This is a genomic window from Pseudomonas sp. 05N431 (assembly GCF_056397005.1).
This window is the reverse complement of record NZ_JBFTMN010000004.1, coordinates 285589-303007: the sequence shown is the minus strand read 5'-3', so window position 1 is coordinate 303007 and position 17419 is coordinate 285589. Positions and strand designations below refer to the sequence as shown.

15 protein-coding genes are annotated in these 17419 nt (G+C 52.1%); 6 read left to right on the top strand and 9 right to left on the bottom strand.

What is annotated here, in order from left to right; genetic code table 11:
• The first annotated feature begins 89 nt into the window (after positions 1 to 89).
• Positions 90 to 563, top strand: coding sequence for an XRE family transcriptional regulator (locus AC1DIG_RS09035; protein ID WP_477767020.1), 474 nt, complete (start codon positions 90 to 92; stop codon positions 561 to 563).
• Positions 564 to 1349: 786 nt separating this feature from the next.
• On the opposite strand, the gene AC1DIG_RS09030 is transcribed toward AC1DIG_RS09035, so the two are convergent.
• The 5 genes from AC1DIG_RS09030 to AC1DIG_RS09010 all read right to left on the bottom strand — a co-directional run bounded on the left by AC1DIG_RS09030 (position 1350) and on the right by AC1DIG_RS09010 (position 7568).
• Positions 1350 to 2366, bottom strand: coding sequence for a hypothetical protein (locus AC1DIG_RS09030; RefSeq protein ID WP_477767019.1), 1017 nt, complete (start codon positions 2364 to 2366; stop codon positions 1350 to 1352).
• 173 nt (positions 2367 to 2539) lie between these two features.
• Positions 2540 to 3394 carry a hypothetical protein gene (locus AC1DIG_RS09025; RefSeq protein ID WP_477767018.1) on the bottom strand — a complete coding sequence of 285 codons (855 nt, stop codon included), beginning with the start codon at positions 3392 to 3394 and terminating at the stop codon, positions 2540 to 2542.
• A 7-nt stretch (positions 3395 to 3401) separates the two neighbouring features.
• The gene (locus AC1DIG_RS09020; RefSeq protein WP_477767017.1) at positions 3402 to 4301 is read right to left on the bottom strand and encodes a TniB family NTP-binding protein; all 900 of its coding nucleotides are present in this window, start codon (positions 4299 to 4301) and stop codon (positions 3402 to 3404) included.
• Between the two features lie 183 nt (positions 4302 to 4484).
• Positions 4485 to 6284 carry a Mu transposase C-terminal domain-containing protein gene (locus AC1DIG_RS09015; RefSeq protein ID WP_477767016.1) on the bottom strand — a complete coding sequence of 600 codons (1800 nt, stop codon included), beginning with the start codon at positions 6282 to 6284 and terminating at the stop codon, positions 4485 to 4487.
• Between the two features lie 783 nt (positions 6285 to 7067).
• Positions 7068 to 7568 carry an Lrp/AsnC family transcriptional regulator gene (locus tag AC1DIG_RS09010; protein WP_103318934.1) on the bottom strand — a complete coding sequence of 167 codons (501 nt, stop codon included), beginning with the start codon at positions 7566 to 7568 and terminating at the stop codon, positions 7068 to 7070.
• Positions 7569 to 7687: 119 nt separating this feature from the next.
• Here AC1DIG_RS09010 and AC1DIG_RS09005 point away from each other — a divergent pair, with 119 nt between their 5' ends.
• The 5 genes from AC1DIG_RS09005 (at position 7688) to gfa (ending at position 12902) form a co-directional block, all read left to right on the top strand.
• Entirely contained in the window at positions 7688 to 8722 is a 1035-nt protein-coding gene (locus tag AC1DIG_RS09005; protein ID WP_477767015.1) for a histone deacetylase family protein, read from the top strand.
• 50 nt (positions 8723 to 8772) lie between these two features.
• Positions 8773 to 9825 carry an ornithine cyclodeaminase gene (locus AC1DIG_RS09000; RefSeq protein ID WP_477767014.1) on the top strand — a complete coding sequence of 351 codons (1053 nt, stop codon included), beginning with the start codon at positions 8773 to 8775 and terminating at the stop codon, positions 9823 to 9825.
• A gap of 159 nt (positions 9826 to 9984) precedes the next feature.
• On the top strand, positions 9985 to 11400 hold the full coding sequence (locus tag AC1DIG_RS08995) for an amino acid permease (RefSeq protein WP_477767295.1): 1416 nt from the start codon (positions 9985 to 9987) through the stop codon (positions 11398 to 11400).
• Positions 11401 to 11702: 302 nt separating this feature from the next.
• On the top strand, positions 11703 to 12305 hold the full coding sequence (gene wrbA / locus AC1DIG_RS08990; protein WP_007938311.1) for an NAD(P)H:quinone oxidoreductase: 603 nt from the start codon (positions 11703 to 11705) through the stop codon (positions 12303 to 12305).
• Between the two features lie 18 nt (positions 12306 to 12323).
• Positions 12324 to 12902: an S-(hydroxymethyl)glutathione synthase gene (gene gfa / locus AC1DIG_RS08985; RefSeq protein ID WP_054597402.1), complete on the top strand. Its 579-nt coding sequence runs from the start codon at positions 12324 to 12326 to the stop codon at positions 12900 to 12902.
• A gap of 105 nt (positions 12903 to 13007) precedes the next feature.
• Here the strand turns inward: gfa and AC1DIG_RS08980 are convergent, their stop codons facing one another.
• The 4 genes from AC1DIG_RS08980 to thrC all read right to left on the bottom strand — a co-directional run bounded on the left by AC1DIG_RS08980 (position 13008) and on the right by thrC (position 17418).
• The gene (locus tag AC1DIG_RS08980) at positions 13008 to 14426 is read right to left on the bottom strand and encodes an aldehyde dehydrogenase family protein (RefSeq protein ID WP_477767013.1); all 1419 of its coding nucleotides are present in this window, start codon (positions 14424 to 14426) and stop codon (positions 13008 to 13010) included.
• A 12-nt stretch (positions 14427 to 14438) separates the two neighbouring features.
• A complete protein-coding gene (locus AC1DIG_RS08975) occupies positions 14439 to 15479 on the bottom strand; it encodes a homoserine dehydrogenase (protein ID WP_477767012.1) in 1041 nt (346 codons plus the stop codon).
• 116 nt (positions 15480 to 15595) lie between these two features.
• Entirely contained in the window at positions 15596 to 16033 is a 438-nt protein-coding gene (locus AC1DIG_RS08970) for an Lrp/AsnC family transcriptional regulator (protein ID WP_427533144.1), read from the bottom strand.
• Positions 16030 to 17418 carry a threonine synthase gene (gene thrC / locus AC1DIG_RS08965; RefSeq protein ID WP_477767011.1) on the bottom strand — a complete coding sequence of 463 codons (1389 nt, stop codon included), beginning with the start codon at positions 17416 to 17418 and terminating at the stop codon, positions 16030 to 16032. The genes AC1DIG_RS08970 and thrC overlap by 4 nt, the downstream gene beginning before the upstream one ends.
• Position 17419: the final 1 nt, after the last annotated feature.

Genomic DNA, 17419 nt, shown 5'->3' with positions numbered 1-17419 from the left:
CAGGAGCACCCGACAGAACGGATAATACACTATATTGACGTTTATTCGTAAAGCTCAGTTATGGCTATATCCTGACTTTTGAGAAAGTCATGGAACTGAGAACCGCATTTGCAGGTGTGCTTCGGGCGCTCCGCCTCGTCCGGCGCGCCAGGTACGCTGACGTCTCGGATGCGACCCACCGGCGTAAAGTCAGTGCTCTCGAGAACGCGCAGACCAGCATCACTGTCGAGCAATTTGACGAGCTGGCGCAATCCCTTGGCCTCGATCCAATAGCGATGCTTACCCTCTGCATTGCTCATCGCCAGGGTGAGCAGCCACTCACTGTTATCGGCCGTGCATTGACCGATGTAGCGGCCTTCGAAGCTGAAGGTGGAATGAAGGTGCTCAGCGACCAGTTCGACGCTGACGGCAACCTCATAAAACGAGGACGCGGTAAACCGCTGAACGCAGATAACGAGAGAGCGGTACTGGCACTCAAAGCGGAAGGTGTAACGCAGCAGCAGGCAGCGGCGCAGTTGGGGCTGGCGTTGACGTCGGTGAGGGAGTATTGGAGGAAGAGCTGATAATCAGGTGTTCACCCCTAGCAAATGAACTCACGCGCGTACTGTCCTAGTGGTGATTTAATCAAACACCAGTCTCCCTGAGCGCGCCGCCCATTTTTCACGAGGTTGGTTCATGTAGCTATTACGATACTACGAAACGGGCGCGTAATAATTTGAACCATCCAACATCCGAAGCAGTTTTTATGCGCCCTAAACCGCGACCTTGCTTTCATGATGTCAGCGCTCACGCAAATTTATAGTTGTTTTGGCTATATAGATTGAAGCGAAAACGTTCTGTAGTGTCGATAGGCAACAGGTCAATTAGCTCACGGCGGCGCAAATCCATTCGCGCATGCAATCGCTCTATCGATTCTTCGATGCAGCTGAGCGCTAGTAGTTCGTATAGGGTTATAGAGATAACCAATGTGCCATAAGCTTAAGTCGTAAAAAGCCTTCATAAGGCTATTGGTTAAGAGCGCTACCTTAGCTGCTGGAAGTTTCCGAACGACACGGAAAGGGCCGAAGGAGTCAAAATCCAGCCTGGTTACCGCCTGTGGCGGGATGACCAAAGCCGTCTGCTCCTTCAAGTCCCGTCGAAATGCTTGCCAGAGCCAGAACCGATTAGGGTACTTCAAGTCGATCAAGGTCGGTTTAGAAAATCCATCACATCCCTCCCTGAACCCTAACGTGTAAGTCAAGATCTTCCATGCAACCACATCTACATGTAAAGCGACGACAAAATGATAGCTTGATCGGCTACCGTTGCGATGTAACATACATCCCGGCATCCAATAAACTGTCGTAATTTTATACATCATAAATAATCCGAGTTAGTTTAGGTATATTCAAATGAGTAAGATTAAGGCATGGCGTTTCATAAAGCTTAAGTTCCGAAAAAAGCAATCTAAATATCCCCGGACGATCATCCAGTATTGACCATATCATGTGAGTATTCCAAGGGGAAAAATAACCTTCGCGGAGAGTCTTTAATGCCTGTTCACTGGTAATCCAACCCAAAATAATCGCGCTGAAATAGAGAGCGTACAACCGCGCTAGGCAAGTACTTCGATAGATTTCATTGTAAAAATCGCCATGAATCCCGAGACCCGCATAGGGGTCGCTGCCACCCCAATGTGCGAATGCTATTTTGGGATAGCCGTGATGGAACGCGGGAATCATCATTGACCTCATTAGGGTCAGCACGAACATTTGCACACCAAAGCTATGGCCAGATTTGGATGCCCGCTTCGTCAGCTTATCCAATTGCTGTTGAGCCTTCAGCGCCAGGGAATTTCTCATCGCTCCAGCACCACGGATCAAATCGCAATCCTCCTTGAACTGATGATCATCCCAGTAGGATACAAATGCCTGAATTGTGTAATCGTCATGATCTATAAAGAAAATCGACGAGTCATGAAGTGGAGTACCATGAAACTCGCAGAGAGGCTTGGTCAGATAACACCACTGAACCTTGCTAACCGGAATGCCAATCTTCTGGAAAGACTCGATAAAGCATTGTGAGCAAAACGCCCTTCTGAATTGAGTCGGTATGGTGGGTTGACTGAATTCAGGAAATCGTTTATTCAACCAGGGTTGAGAGATGTTGAATTCTTTTTTGAAGGTTTCAATAAATCCATTTTCAGTCAAGAGGTCGCGATCTGCGAACCGTTCTCCCCAAAGTCCTATTTTATCACGCTCTATGATCTCGCCTTCCAGCGAACTGAATCGCATATAAGACATGATAGGTATGCGGGCTGTTGAGTTTACTCTCCACATCCATGACGATAGGGTTTCGTCTGCTAGCGGTTCCGGAACTGAATGCATTCTTGGGCTCACTATTGCTACTCTTTTCTTGGGAGGGGTTTAACTAGCCGCTTTATCATCCGCACCATCAATAGTTGCTAGGACTATCAAGTCCCACTAAGCCATTGAGGATTTCTTATAAGTATTAAGGGCTCCTGTGCGCATACTGAGGGTTGCTTTGTACGCATTGATCTTTAGGTAAAAGCATTATGTTCAATTTCGTGACGAAGATCTAAAAGATTATCAGGAAATTTATAAATCAAAGGCGTGCCGGTAAAAGTGATCGTCTTGCTGTTAAAATCCAGATGTGCTTTCAGGAGTTCCGAGCAGTACAGGGTTTCGCACACGTCGATGATACGGTCGATCGGCATATCTTGATCGAGCTTGCTAAATCGAGACATGCAGGGCGGTTGAGCTTTAGTCCCGTAGTGCTGATTGCACCAATCATAGAATCCTTGAACAACGGCCTTTACATTGACTGCTGGAATTATCCCAGAGACAGGGATCACAATGCTAGTAATTCCTATGACCTTTGAGTAACGCTGAAGCAACCTTTTGTTTCTCGTAGACATGATAATTTTATACCAACCAAGGCTTCGCGCAAGTTGATGGAGCTGGTCAAAAATCACCTCTTCCATACTATTTTGATTAGAAATAATATCCAGATCGTCGAAGATAATAATTTTTCTGGCAGCCTGACGGCATTCAATCAAACTTTTAGGCACACGCTTGTAGGTGCGGAAGTCGCTAAAAGGAAAGATTGCGTGGAATACCTGACCTATCATGTTAAGACTCGATGAGTAAATACGCGGTTTCACAACAATTACCTCGTCGTGAAATTTTAAAGAAAACTCTTCGAGTATCGAGCTAATTCCTGCACCTGCATCTCCCCGCAACATTACAAAAATGGCGTCGTCGGATTTGGCTATGCCATCCAAAGCCTCGTAAACCTTTGTGCGTTCAGGCCAGCGATGCTGGAACCCGTGGAGGCCTTGCAGCACCGTGCGAGCAATCTGACGCTTTTTACTTAATGACAGATTTCGCTTCATCTAATCTTTACTGCCCTTCTTCCTCTAATGGCATCTCTGCGCCACGCAGCGCGTAGTTGAAACTCGCCATAATGTCGTCAATGTTATCGAGGTGGCGGTGGTTGATGTGTTCGGTGCCGTCAATGATGCTCGCCATAGCAGATGCCTGCAGAATCTTCACAACGTTATCGGTGATACCCTGCCCCTTGTTCATAATTTTCAGGAACAACATCTGATCCTGAAAGTTGGTTTTGTTCTTCAGCGGCAAATGGTGGATATAGCTGGACACGAAGTTTCGAAACTCTGGCCCATTTTCCCACCCGTTAAGGGCCACTACAGGATATCGGCGTTCAAGCTGAGGATCCTGACGGAGCACACGCGCAGCTGCCGGCACCCCGAAAGCAAACACCGAGAGGCCGTAGGTGGAGCCTGACAGATTCTTCAGCAGCGAAAGGTTGATGCGCTGCTGAAGCTCGGTCAATGTCAGTGCATCATGAATCTCATCAATCACAATGGCGCAAATGTTTTCCGTCCTAATGATGTATTGAAGTTCTGGAGTAATGTTATGGCCTTGCCGCGCCCTTCGTCCTACCCCCAGACCAAGTTCGCTCAGGATAAGATCCTTAAGTGAGTAGCCATTAGGGCTTTGGTGCATGGTCACGAAGATCATTTTGTTTTCGTTCGTAGCATTCCTAGCCTTCATTTCGCCAATCAGAGCGGTTTTTCCCCCTCCTCCTGGAGCGGTAACAAGCATACTTGGAGCGTTAATCTTGTTACGCATCTTCATTGCCATTTCCATCCTTAGTATGATTTTCTGGGCGCTAGGATGGTGCACCCAGAAGTCGTTGGAGCAGGTGATAAGACGAACATCGTCTGGCTCATTGAAGTGGATGTGGGATGCAGGGTGTACGTGAGAGTAATCAGTCATAGTAGTCCACAAAAGTATGAGCGCATGAATTCCCCTGAGATATCGACCAGCAGACTATCAAAGTTTGCTTCAAGTTATCGGCACTTCGATAGTTCTGATCAGCAAGCGTTAGACCGATGTCCAAATAATAGACAAAGAGACCCAACCCCATGCGTTCAGGTTAAGTACGAGATAAGTGTATAATCAGTTGCTGTCGTAAAAAGTCGGGGGTTGGTTGTAGTCAACATCCTCCGTTTTCTTGAAGAAACTGCCAATGTCAAAAACATTAGATTTCTTAGATGACTTGCTGGTGTTATTGGTCTTGCCGGTGGTATTGATTGTATTTTCGCTGTTGCTGCTATTTTTGTTCGGAGTCGTACGACTCAGAGAGCTGTCGTCTTCTTGCTTGTTGCCGTGTACGCCTGCTTGTTTCTTATAGTCAACTTTGCCTTTTTCCGCCTTCCTCCTGCGTTTTTCCTGAGTGGTTAATTTCACCTCCTTGTTTTTCTGCCTGGTAACTTCACCATACGACTGCGCCCCTTCTTTCGTCATGGTGCCATCCCGCTCTCCCTTCTGCTGACGTTGCCAGCGGTACATTTCATAGTCTGCACTCCTGTTAAAACTATTACGTACACAAGAGATCTTTTCAAAGATCTCCCCTGATTTCACGTAAATGAAACTCAAGTCGTAAGGGTCATATTTTACCGTGACCGCATCCCGAACCCTATCCCTAAGAAAGCGCCCATAATAGAACCTGCGGAAAATTTCAATGCCTCCCGGCACAACTTTCTTTTTCGGGATTTCTGGATAGAACCGGTATTTGAAGTCTTCATACTGGGAAGCTTCCAAAACCCGGCTATTCGGCTTTTTAGCAAAATGTCCTTCCCATGCTTCCGCAGGAGTCTTCCCCAGCTCCGAGTGCTTTGTCTGATGGTAAGCATGTAAGGTATACGCCAAGATACGCCGTAGTCCGGCTAACCCGATTGCGGACTTCTTGTTACTCTTCAGATGTTTACCCTGCTGGGCATTGGAGCCTGTAGTGCCTGGCAGCGGATGCATCGTGTTGAGCATCAACTTACCAATCAGACTTTCAATGTGACCGCCTTGGTGCTTTTCGGGAATATCTCGGTGCTCAACGTCAATGCCAAAGTCCTTGGCGTTGAGGACGAACACGTCAGAGATGAACTCCTTTGCGTTATCGGTGTGGATGACTTCCGCGAGTCCGTAGTAGGGAAGCAGGTGTTCTGGGAGTCCTAGGCTTTGCAGGAATGCCACTTTGGGCAAGGCGCAGTTTTCCATCAGCATTGCCACAGATACAGCGCTTGGCGGAAGCAATGAGACGTAGAATCCCAATATCACACGGGTATGCAGATCAACCGCGACACTGATGTAAGGACGTCCTAAGACGACTGTTCTGTCGTCCTCGTCCACCACCATAAGATCGACAACCGTATGATCGATTTGCACCCATTCCAACGGCCTCTTCGTAACTTTATAACCAGGCTTTGCCCCATACCTTTGCTTGGTTTGGTCGCCCGTGTGAGTCATCTTGTACAGGAGCGACTCTGTTTTGGCTTTGATCCAAGTCGCAACGGTATGGTAACTCGGCCTGAGCGTCCGTCTATTGTCAGCCTGCGTTTGGCAATGCTTCCATACCGCCGCGATGGTCTTGTGCTCAGGGTAGTGTTCCTCGAACATCTCCTCTATCAGCTTCAGTGTCTCAGGATCTGTCACTGTGAGGCCTGGCTTTCTTCCCGTTACATCCGATACCAGTGCCCTATAACTTTTAGCTCCTGCCATGTATTTCAGTAGCTTGTAAAAGCGAGACTTCTTGACGCAGAGAATCTCCATAGCTACATCAGCACTGATTGTTCCTGTCAAATAGTCTTTGAGAATCTCGTACCGCCTAACCGCCTCTTCATGCCGTCTTATTTCGGCGAGAGTACTTGTTGAATCCAGCTTCACATTAGAAGCTTCCAAAATGTGCTCAGGAACATCTTGCATTTGCCATTCCTCTAATACGTGGTCAGATCTAAAGATCTCACATTGCTAACGAAATACTTGCCAGACCTTAGATCGACCATTTTTGATTTTTTAAAGAGCGGGTTGTAACTGTCCAGCTATTGGATGCCGAGCAGTAAACCCAAATCCATTTTGAAGGTCAAGAGCGCCCCTTGGCTGTGTCAATATATGTAAAATAAAAACTTTTCTGAATTTACGTTATCGCACTAAATCGCTGAAAGCCTTAAGTAACGGGCACTCCAGAATTTTCGAATATTTTTTATTACTGAAAACCGCCCATAGCTTTATGGTTATATTGACAGCCGATTAGGACTTCCAGTTAGTCATTTGAATTTAATAATATTACTTAACGCCAAAATCCATCTAAAATTTAGATGGAAAATTTTTTAAATGCTAGGCCGATCCAACTGCCAAATAATTATGGATATATTGCCATTTTCTCCTTAGTTCTTTCGGAGAACGCGGTGAATAATATATAAGTATTGACAGGGATCTTGGCAGCCAAGTTGCTCTGACTGGCGCATGCGGAGACACAGGAGAGGATGGGGGCAGGCGTTAGCCAGATTTCTGCGAGACGCTGAAAATGGTTCGAATCAATGAGTGGAAATTCACGAATTGGGTATAAATGAATGAGCGGAAAATCACGATTTGTTTTGTTTCTTGAGTGGAAAAACCGCGAAGAATTCCACTAATTTCCGTAAGAGAAAGGTTTGGATTAGGAATTGCTGGGTTTTAGGGCTTTCCACTCAAATCGCGATTGGCACATCAGTCCTTGAGCGATTTGGGTATCGCGATACGACTACTGGTCTTAACCTCACGCAAAGCCAGACTGGACTGAATGGATGCAATACCTACCTGACGCCTGAGCACGTGCTCGATAAAGTCGCTGTAACTATCAAGATCCTCCGCCAACACTTGCAACACGTAATCGGCATCTCCAGTGATCTTGTGACAAGACAACACCTCGGGCAATTGCGCAATCACCGCCTCGAAAGCGTCCGGAGCATGATCCGCATGGGTGGAAAAACGGATGTGCACGAACGCCAAAATGTCCAGCCCTAGCATGCGTCGATCAAGATTGGCCTGGTAGCCCTTGATTACGCCCGCTTCCTCCATTCTCTTACGCCGTCGCCAGCAAGGCGTCAGGCTTAACGACAGGCGCTCACTGAGCTCGGCGTTGGAAATGCTCGCATCTTCCTGCAGCAACGTGAGTATCGCCAGGTCAGTCTCGTCGAGGCTGATGCGTTTGGATGATTTTTTCTGCATTACGCTATTCCTGAGTAAGAACGCCCGAATAATCTAATAAACCATGAAAACAAAGCAAAGAAATCGCATCCGCACCAGAACAAAATATTTGCACTGGTTCACATTAACGGATGCGCAGAATGTTTACAGTTTTCAGTGATTCCCATCGCTTGCACCACGGCACCGAATTGAAAGACGGTGTGCTCAAGCCGTCGTTCGAACAGCCCAGTCGGGCCGATACTGTCCATAACCGCGTCAAGCAGGTGGGCCTTGGCCAGATCGTCGAACCGCGAATATTTGATCGGTCGTGTTACGTCAATGCGCACAGCGAGCGCTACGTCTGTTTTCTGGAAAGCGCCTGGTCAGAATGGTGCGCGACTGGACGCACCCACGATGCCTTGCCGCTGGTATGGCCAGTGCGCGACCTGTCCAACGAACAAGTCCCGACTTTCATCGACGGCAAACTCGGTTTCTACGCCATGGACGCCGGCTCTCCGATTACCGCCACCACTTGGCAAGCGGCAAAAACCAGTGCAGACATCGCCCTCACCGGCCTGGCGCTGATCGATGAAGGCCACGACAGTGCCTTTGCCCTGTGCCGTCCGCCCGGCCATCACGCAGCGCGTGAATATATGGGCGGCTATTGCTATCTCAACAACGCCGCCATTGCTGCACAACAGGCCATTACCCAAGGTGCCAAACGTGTCGCGGTACTGGACGTTGACTTTCATCACGGCAACGGCACCCAAAACATTTTCTACGGGCGCAGTGACGTCATGTTTGTCTCGCTACACGGTGAGCCGACGGTGTCCTATCCGTACTACTCAGGCTTCAGCCACGAAGTCGGCGCTGGCCACGGCGAAGGTTACAACCTGAACTATCCGCTGCCGAAGAACACCACTTGGGAAAGCTACCGCAATGCCCTGCTCCACGCCTGCAAGAAACTCCAGCAATTCGCCCCTGAAGTGCTGGTTATTTCACTCGGCGTCGACACGTTCAAGGACGACCCGATCAGCCACTTCCTGCTGGAAAGCGAAGACTTCATCGGCATTGGCGAACTGATAGCAGGCGTTGGCTGCCCCACCCTGTTCGTGATGGAAGGCGGCTACATGGTCGATGAAATCGGGATCAATGCAGTCAACGTACTGCATGGCTTCGAGAGCAAACGCGCCTGAGCCATCCCCTGCCCTACAGCATTTCAACTACTGAATCGGAAAATAAAAACATGACTCTCTTTATCGATGTCGATCATGCAGCACGCCTGTTCGCCAAGGTTGGTATCTGTCGGGCAATCCGCGAGATGGCCACATACATCGAAGCTGACTATTCACGCTGGGCGCAGTTTGATAAGTCGCCCCGCACCGCCAATCATTCCGCCGACGGTGTGATCGAGTTGATGCCCACCGACGATGGCCAACAGTACTCGTTCAAATACGTGAATGGTCACCCGGGCAATGGCCAAAGGGACTTGCTGACCGTCATGGCTTTCGGCGTTCTCGCCGATGTCCACAGTGGCTATCCAACGTTGCTCAGTGAATTGACGCTGACTACTGCCGTGCGCACCGCCGCGACATCCGCACTGGTCGCGCAGTCCTTGGCACGCCCTGGTGCAAGCATCATGGCAATCATCGGCAACGGCGCTCAAAGCGAATTTCAAGCCCTCGCCTTCCACGAAATGCTGTCGATCAGGGAAATCCGCATTTTCGATATTGATCGTGACGCGTCACTCAAGTTGAAGCGCAACCTGTCGGCATTCCCGGGTATCGAAGTGATTCTGTCCACCTCCGTACAGGAAGCGGTCAAGGGCGCGCACATTGTCACTACAGTCACCGCCGACAAAGCTTATGCAACGATTCTGACGCCCGAGATGATCGAACCCGGCATGCATATCAACGCTGTCGGTGGTGACTGCCCGGGGAAAACCGAACTGCACGCCGAGATCCTGCGCAACGCCCGGATCATCGTTGAATTTGAACCGCAAACCCGGATTGAAGGCGATATTCAACAGCTGGAAGCCGACTCGCCCGTCGTCGAGTTTTTCCGCATTGTGCTGGGCGGAATTCCGGGGCGCGAGAATGACGCCCAAGTCACCGTGTTCGATTCAGTGGGTTTTGCTCTCGAAGATTTTTCGTCACTGCGCTACCTGCACGACCTTGCGCGAGAGCACGAGATCGGCGAGCGCATCCATCTAGTGCCGACCCCCGCCAATATAAAAAACCTTTACCAACTGCTTGATCAGCAACCCGCTAAACCGGCGCGTCTGCGCACAGCCAACTGATAACCTTGGGTGATGCCCCCGAGCAGCGTGCCAAGGGGCCACTCACCATCCTGTAAACCCCAAAAACCAACACCGTCGGTAGCCGTTGCATCTCTAACAACAACGCTAGACCCCCACTTTCTGCCAAAACTCAAAAACATAAAATCAAGAGGTTTTGTAATGAAATCGACTCCGTCCGAGCGGGTTGAACAGCCCGCGCTGCAGCGCACGCTCAGCAATCGTCACATTCAGTTAATGGCCATGGGAGGTGCCATCGGTACAGGCCTGTTTATGGGGTCCGGAAAGATCATTGCCCTCTCAGGCACGTCGATCATCCTCATTTATATGATCATCGGGATGTTCGTCTACTTCGTCATGCGCGCCATGGGCGAACTGTTGCTCTCCAACTTGAACTTCAAAACCTTCGCGGATTTCGCCGGTGCCTACCTGGGCCCGCGAGCGGCATTTTTCCTCGGCTGGTCGTATTGGCTGAGCTGGAGCGTCGCGGTGGTGGGTGATGCCGTAGTGGTCGGCGGATTCTTTCAGTACTGGTTCCCCGATGTACCCGCCTGGATCCCGGCCATCGGTATGTTAATGACGCTGTTCGCCTTGAACGTACTGACCGTCAGGCTTTTTGGTGAAGTGGAGTTCTGGTTCGCGATCATCAAAATCATTGCCGTCGTCACCCTGATTGGCGTTAGCCTGGTGATGATTGCCAGCTCCTTTGTATCACCCAGTGGCGTTACTGCATCCCTGAACCACCTGCTGGATAAACAGGCAGCCTTCCCCAACGGCCTGTTTGGTTTCTTTGCCGGATTCCAGATGGCAATCTTCTCCTTTGCCGGCACCGAGCTGATCGGTACTGCAGCCGCCGAAACTCGCTCCCCCGAGAAGACTCTGCCTAAAGCCATCAACTCGATTCCGCTAAGAATAATCCTGTTTTATGTGCTGGCACTGGCCTGCATTATTGCGGTGACTTCCTGGCAACAGGTTTCGCCCAACAAGAGCCCTTTCGTTGAACTGTTTCTGGTTGCAGGGTTTCCCGCAGCAGCAGGTATCGTCAACTTTGTGGTGCTGACGTCTGCCGCCTCATCGGCCAACAGTGGCGTATTTTCATCCAGTCGTATGCTGTTTGGACTGGCCAGTCACGACAATGCTCCCGGGATTTTCCGGCGCTTGTCGGGTAATAGCGTGCCTCTGCTGAGCCTGGCGTTTACCACACTGTTGATGCTGGTGGGTGTACTACTGCTGTTCATCGTTCCGGAGGTCATGACAGCGTTTACCATCGTCTCTACCGTGTCGGCAATCCTGGTGATTTTCACTTGGTCGACCATCCTCGCGTCGTACATTGCCTATCGTAAAAGCCGACCCGACCTGCATGCGAAATCGGTCTACAAGATGCCTGGCGGCGTGCCGATGGCCTGGTTTTCCTTGACGTTCCTGGGATTTGTACTCTGCCTGCTGGCATTAAGACCTGACACTCGTATTGCCCTACTGGTCATGCCAGGGTGGTTCATTTGGCTGGCCATTGCTTATCAGCTGACCCATTCCAGGAAGCTAAGATCCGCTGCTGGTTCGGCCAATCAGTACAGCTGATGTTCACCTGCTGCCTTTAGGTGCCGACGCAGTAAGCTTGAGTGCAATGCGGGATTTGCTGCGCGCCCTTCCCACCTATCTCAACGTGGAAGGGCAATAAAAGCGTCTCTGTCTGCCCAGCAGGCAGCATACGGAGCTGCTAGTGTTAATCCGCATGCCGTCAAAGTCCCTGCAGTCGGGTGGGTGTGAGCCGCAGTTTTGTTCGTGACCAAGTGCTGCGCCTGCCGCTGCTGTTCGTTGGCAGTGGTGTAACCCAAGATCTTCCTAATCCATCGAATGGCGCTTAATCCAGGAGAAAAATCATGGCGAAGGTACTGGTTCTCTATTACTCAATGTACGGTCACCTCGAAACGATGGCTGGCGCAGTAGCCGAAGGCGCACGATCTGTACCCGGCGCCGACGTGACGCTCAAGCGTGTCGCTGAAACCATCCCGGCCGAACAGGCAGCAGCCATCGGCGTCAAACTTGACCAGAAGGCACCGGTGGCGACGCCTGACGAGCTGGGCAATTACGATGCCATCATCTTTGGTACACCGACGCGCTTCGGCAATATGGCGGGGCAGATGCGCACATTTCTCGATCAGACCGGCGGACTGTGGATGAGCGGCGCGCTGGTCGGAAAAATCGGCAGTGTCTTTGCATCGACCGGCACCCAGCACGGTGGCCAGGAAACCACTATTACGTCGTTTCACAGCACACTTCTGCATCAGGGGATGGTCATCGTGGGTGTGCCTTACACCTGCGCAGGGCTGACCAACATGAGCGAGATCACCGGCGGTACGCCCTATGGCGCGACTACCCTGGCAGGCGCTGACGGTAAACGGCAACCATCACAAAATGAACTGGATATTGCGCGTTTCCAGGGTAAACACGTCGCTGAGCTTGCAATAAAGATCGCGGGTTAACGAAACGGAGAAGCCAACGTGAGCACCTTGAAACTTCACCCTGCACTGGACAATGGTATCCAACCCGCCGCCGCAAATTTCACAGGTGGCACCCTGCAATGCCTGTGTGCGACCGACAAGGTCGAGATCAAGATCGACGCACAAACCCTGCATAACCATGCGTGTGGCTGCAGCAAATGCTGGAAACCGCAAAACGCGATATTCGCCGTGATTGCCGTAGTACCTCGGGATAAGGTCAGCGTCACTGCCCACGGTGAAAAACTGTCAATTGTCGACGAAACCGCCACCATCCAGCGGCACGCCTGCAAGCAGTGCCACGCCCATCTCTTCGGGCGCATCGAGAACAAGGACCATGCGTTTTATGGTCTGGACTTCGTCCACACCGAGCTCTCTCCCCAGAGCGGATGGGCTGCGCCGAGCTTCGCAGCGTTCGTGTCCTCCATCATCGAAACCGGCACACCGCCAGCGCAAATGAAGGCCATCCGTGAACGCCTGCGCTCGATCGGCCTGGAGCCCTATGACTGCCTGTCCCCGGACTTGATGGACGCAATGGCGACTCATGTCGCCAAACAGAAAGGCCTGCTCCCCGCCGCCTGAGTGATCGGCCGCCGCGGTTTCTTCGTCGGACCGCGGCCCCGACATCCCAAAATCAGAAAAAAGCCTCCACCCGATGTGAGTCGATGACGAATTTACTTCGCAGGTTTAATCCACCTCGCTGATGCAAACGACTTTAGGCTGCGTCATGTCCTCATACGCAAATCGAACACCTTCGCGTCCCAAACTTCCGTACTTGAAACCACCGAAAGGCATGGCATCGAAACGATAATCTGAAGAATCATTGATCATCACGCCACCCGCTTCAATCTGACGCGCCAGTTTCAATGCTTTGGAAATATCACGTGTAAAAAGACCTGCATGCAAGCTGTACTCTGTTGCGTTGGCCAGAGCAATAGCGTCTTCCAGATGATCAAAAGGCTCCAGGATAACCACCGGCGCGAAGACTTCCTGCATCCAAATCGTACTGCTATGCCTCACATGCTCAAGCACGGTCGGCGCATAGCTTCCCCCTTGGCGATGGTGCCCACACAGAAGAACGGCCCCCTCGGCCAGTGCTTCATTGACCAATTGTTCGGTACGACGGGCCGCCTGTTCCGTAATCATCGGGCCTACATCCGTTGCCCGCTGGTCAGGATCACCCACTACCAAGGCGCGCGTTTGGCTGACAAAACGCTCACGGAAGTCCTCATAAATTGAACTATGTATAAGGATGCGTTGAGTGCCGATGCAATTCTGCCCTGCTGCCCAAAAGGCACCCGACACACAGGACTCCACGGTCGGTTCGATATCACAATCTTCAAGCACAAGAACCGGGGCATTTCCTCCCAGATCCATTGCCAGCTTCTTCAACCCTGCACTACGAGCAATGGCCTCACCCGTGGCAAAACCACCCGTAAAGGAAATCATCCGAACTTCGCGAACCTCCACCAATGCTTTACCCAAGTCGACGCCACCAGTAGCCGGGGTAATCACAGAGGGCGGAAGACCCGCGTTCACCAAGCACTCAACGAGCTTGAGTGCAGACAACGGCGCGAGTTCCGAGGGTTTCAAAATCACGGCGTTGCCACCAGCGATTGCCGGGCCGAGTTTATGAGCGACCAAATTCAGTGGATCGTTGTAGGGAGTGATCGCGACGATAAGCCCCAACGGTTCCCGCGTGAACCAACCTTGACGCGACTCCGATCCTTCATAAGCCCCAAATGGAATCACTTCCCCGGCGTTACGAAGAGCCTCTTGCGCCGATAGCTTCAGCGTGTTCACACAACGTTTCACTTCCTTCTCTGCTTGTCGCAGCGTCTTCCCCGCCTCTGCAACAATGAGTTTGGCAAACACTTCAGCTTCAAGCTCTACACGCCGGGCCGCCTCCTCAAGAATGCGCGCACGCAGGTGACGAGGCATTGCCGCACTCTCGCGCACGCCGATTCGCGCGCGCTCCAGCAAGCCAGGAACGGCGGCTGCATCGAGGCAAGGGACGCTCCCTACCAAGCGACCATCGAATGGGCTGAACACATCAATCTGTTTGGCTTCAACAAGCTGGATACTGGCCATGCTGGATACGCTCATGACTATCTCCTGTTATTTGCCGTGGGCGGTGTGGATGGCGACGATGTCCGACAGCAATGCGAAGGCCGTCTCGATACGCCCCGCCCCTGGCCCGGACACTGTGACAGCTCCCAGCAGTTCGGTATTGAATGACACTGCATTCGTAGCACCGCTGATTCCGGCAAGCGGATGTGAGTTCGACAGTAACCGAGCTTCCACACTCGCTCGAACCGAGCCATCCGCTTCACGATTGGCCGAGCCGATCAGTTTCCAGCTCGCGCCATTGGCACTTGCCTGGGCAATATCTTCCGCGCTGATAGTGCTGATACCCGAGCACGCTACATCGCTGACATTCAGTCGTGCATTGAGCAGTTCGTTGGCCAGGATCACCACCTTGAGGCGTACGTCAAACCCTTCCACATCGGCGGTTGGATCTGCCTCGGCGTATCCGAGCTGTTGCGCTTGTACGACGGCATCGTTGAACGCCAGGCCGTCTTTCATCCGGGTGAGCACGTAGTTGGAAGTGCCGTTCAGGATGCCTTCGAAGCCTTGCACGTTGGCACCCGCCAAGGCCTGCTTGGCCAGACGAATCACCGGGGTGCCACTCATCACCGCCCCCTCGTATTCGAAAGCAACCTGGTTGCGACGGGCCAACGCTTTGAGCTCGGCACCGTGCAGCGCAATAGGCCCCTTATTGGTGGTCACTACATGAATGCCACTTTCCAAGGCCCAGCGGCAAAAGGTAGTTGCAGGCTCGCCATCCACCGGATTGGTGAAAGTCGCCTCAGCGATGATGTCTGCACCGGAATGTTTGATCACGGTTTCGTTGAAGGCCTCAGCATTGCCGCCAGGCAGTTGAGCGAGTGCGCCTTTCTCAATCGGCAGCGCAACCAGCTGCTTTGCATCCAGACCGTCTTTAGCAACGATGGAGCCGAGGAACAGGTCGGTGACACCGACAATTTTGATAGTGAAGCCCAGGGCTTCTTTCCACTCGGCATTACGATCGGCGACCAATTGAGCAAAGCCACGGTTCACGCCACCAAACCCTACCAAGGCAATTTTGTACTCAGTCATAAACGCTGTTCCTGTATTGATGTTGTTCGATAGGAACATCCTAAGAGCCGGGCTTTGGCAGTTGAATATGGCAGAGTGCTGTATTAGTTGGGCGTTTTGCCCAAGCACGATGGTTGTCAAAACACCGCAGAAAGGACGAACGATGTCACGGTGTTTTCCACCCCAGGCATGGCCGCGATTTCTTTCCACACGAGATGGACACGTTCAGGTGTGGCGGCATTCACACGCAGCATTAAATCGAACTCACCACTGAGTACTTCACATTGCACGACTTCAGGAATGGAGCGCAGCGCAGTCAGCACTTCTTCGCCACGCATGCGGTCGTAGCGGTAGACAAAGATCACCGCGCTGATAAGCGACGCAGGCCGCCGCGACTCACCGAGCAGTACCGTATAGCCCTGGATCGCACCGTCGCGCTCAAGACGCTCGATGCGCTGGCGCACCGCATTGCGCGACAGGTTGATCTTGGCACCCAATTCGATATGGGCTATTCGCCCATTGGCGGTAAGTTCGGCCAGTATGCGTTCGTCCAACGGATCCAGAATGCGCTTCATGCAGGCCTCTGCTGTGCCAGACGAAGAGCCTGGCACAGACCGTCCAGATCGCCCTTGGTCAGGTACGGTGGTTGCACGCGCACCTCGACCATGCTCGGAACGCTTGCTTGCCAGACGCCCAATTCGGCCAGCAGCGCCGCTGACTTGGCCGGCGCAATTTGCCCGAAGGTGACCATTGGCGCGCCTAGGCTGCGTCGATGAAGCCTGCCGGCCAGTACACCGACAGCGGTGTGAGGATCGATGGCCGAGCCTGTCTCTCGGAACAGCTCGACCACTTCATCGCGTACCTGAGATTCGTCTACCGCATAGGAATCGAAGAGTACTCGGGCACGCAGCCATTGCTGGTTGCCGATGCTCATTTCTCCGCAACTTTCAAAATGCTCCATCAGCGCTTTTGTTGAGCCGCTATCGTGCTCGTAAATCTCCCAGATAAACCGCTCCAGGTTGGAAAACAACGAGAAGTCCATCGCCGGCGACACTGTTCGATTAGTCATCCGGGTGGAGTAGCGATTGCAATGAAAAAACTGGTGCAGGGCGTCATTGCTGTTGGTGGAAATGATCACCTGATTGATGGGTAGTCCCATTTTCTGCGCAATGTAACCGGCGTAGATCTCGGCCGAGCTGGCAGCTGGAACACTAAAGCCAACGGGACGAGAACCACCGCCCAGTTGCAAGGCCGCGTGAAAGTAAAAAACGATCTGGGCCAGGACGCCGATCCAATTGGTCGAGTTGAAACAGACCGGCAACACTCCGTCCAACGGCCACTCACGCAAGAGTCGGGAGACCAGCGTCTGGCAATCATCGAAATTACCGTCAACCGGAAACAGCTGAACCCGCTGCGGGTCGGCTGCCTGCAAGGCACTGAGTTGCTCAGGCGCAAGTCCGTCGCGCGGATACAGTATCGCCATGCGGGCGGCCGGGCAGTCAGCAAAGGCTTCAAGCGCCGCGACGCCGGTATCACCGTTAGTTGCACCGACGACCAATGCTTCTTTACCGACCTCCTCCAGAAAATGCTTGACCAGGCGCGACTGCAATTGCGCGGCGAAATCCTTGGAAGAACCGGTCGGGCCATGAAACAGCTGGAGTATCCACTCGTTATGCCCGATCTGCTCAAGCGGCGTAATAGCGCGGTGCTTGAATTGTTGATAGCTGTCACTGAGCAAGGCGCGCAGGGTGCTTTCGTCTATGGAAGAGCCAACAAAAGGCGAAACCACTCGCCAAACCAACTCATCAAACGGCAGCCACGACCAGCTAGCAATCTGTTTCTCGGTGAAGACAGGCAAACTGGCTGGGACATAAAGACCACCGTTTTCGGCGAGCCCCGACAGAACCACACTGCGAAAATCAGCACGCATGTCGCCGCCGCGAGTGCTTACATAATGCATG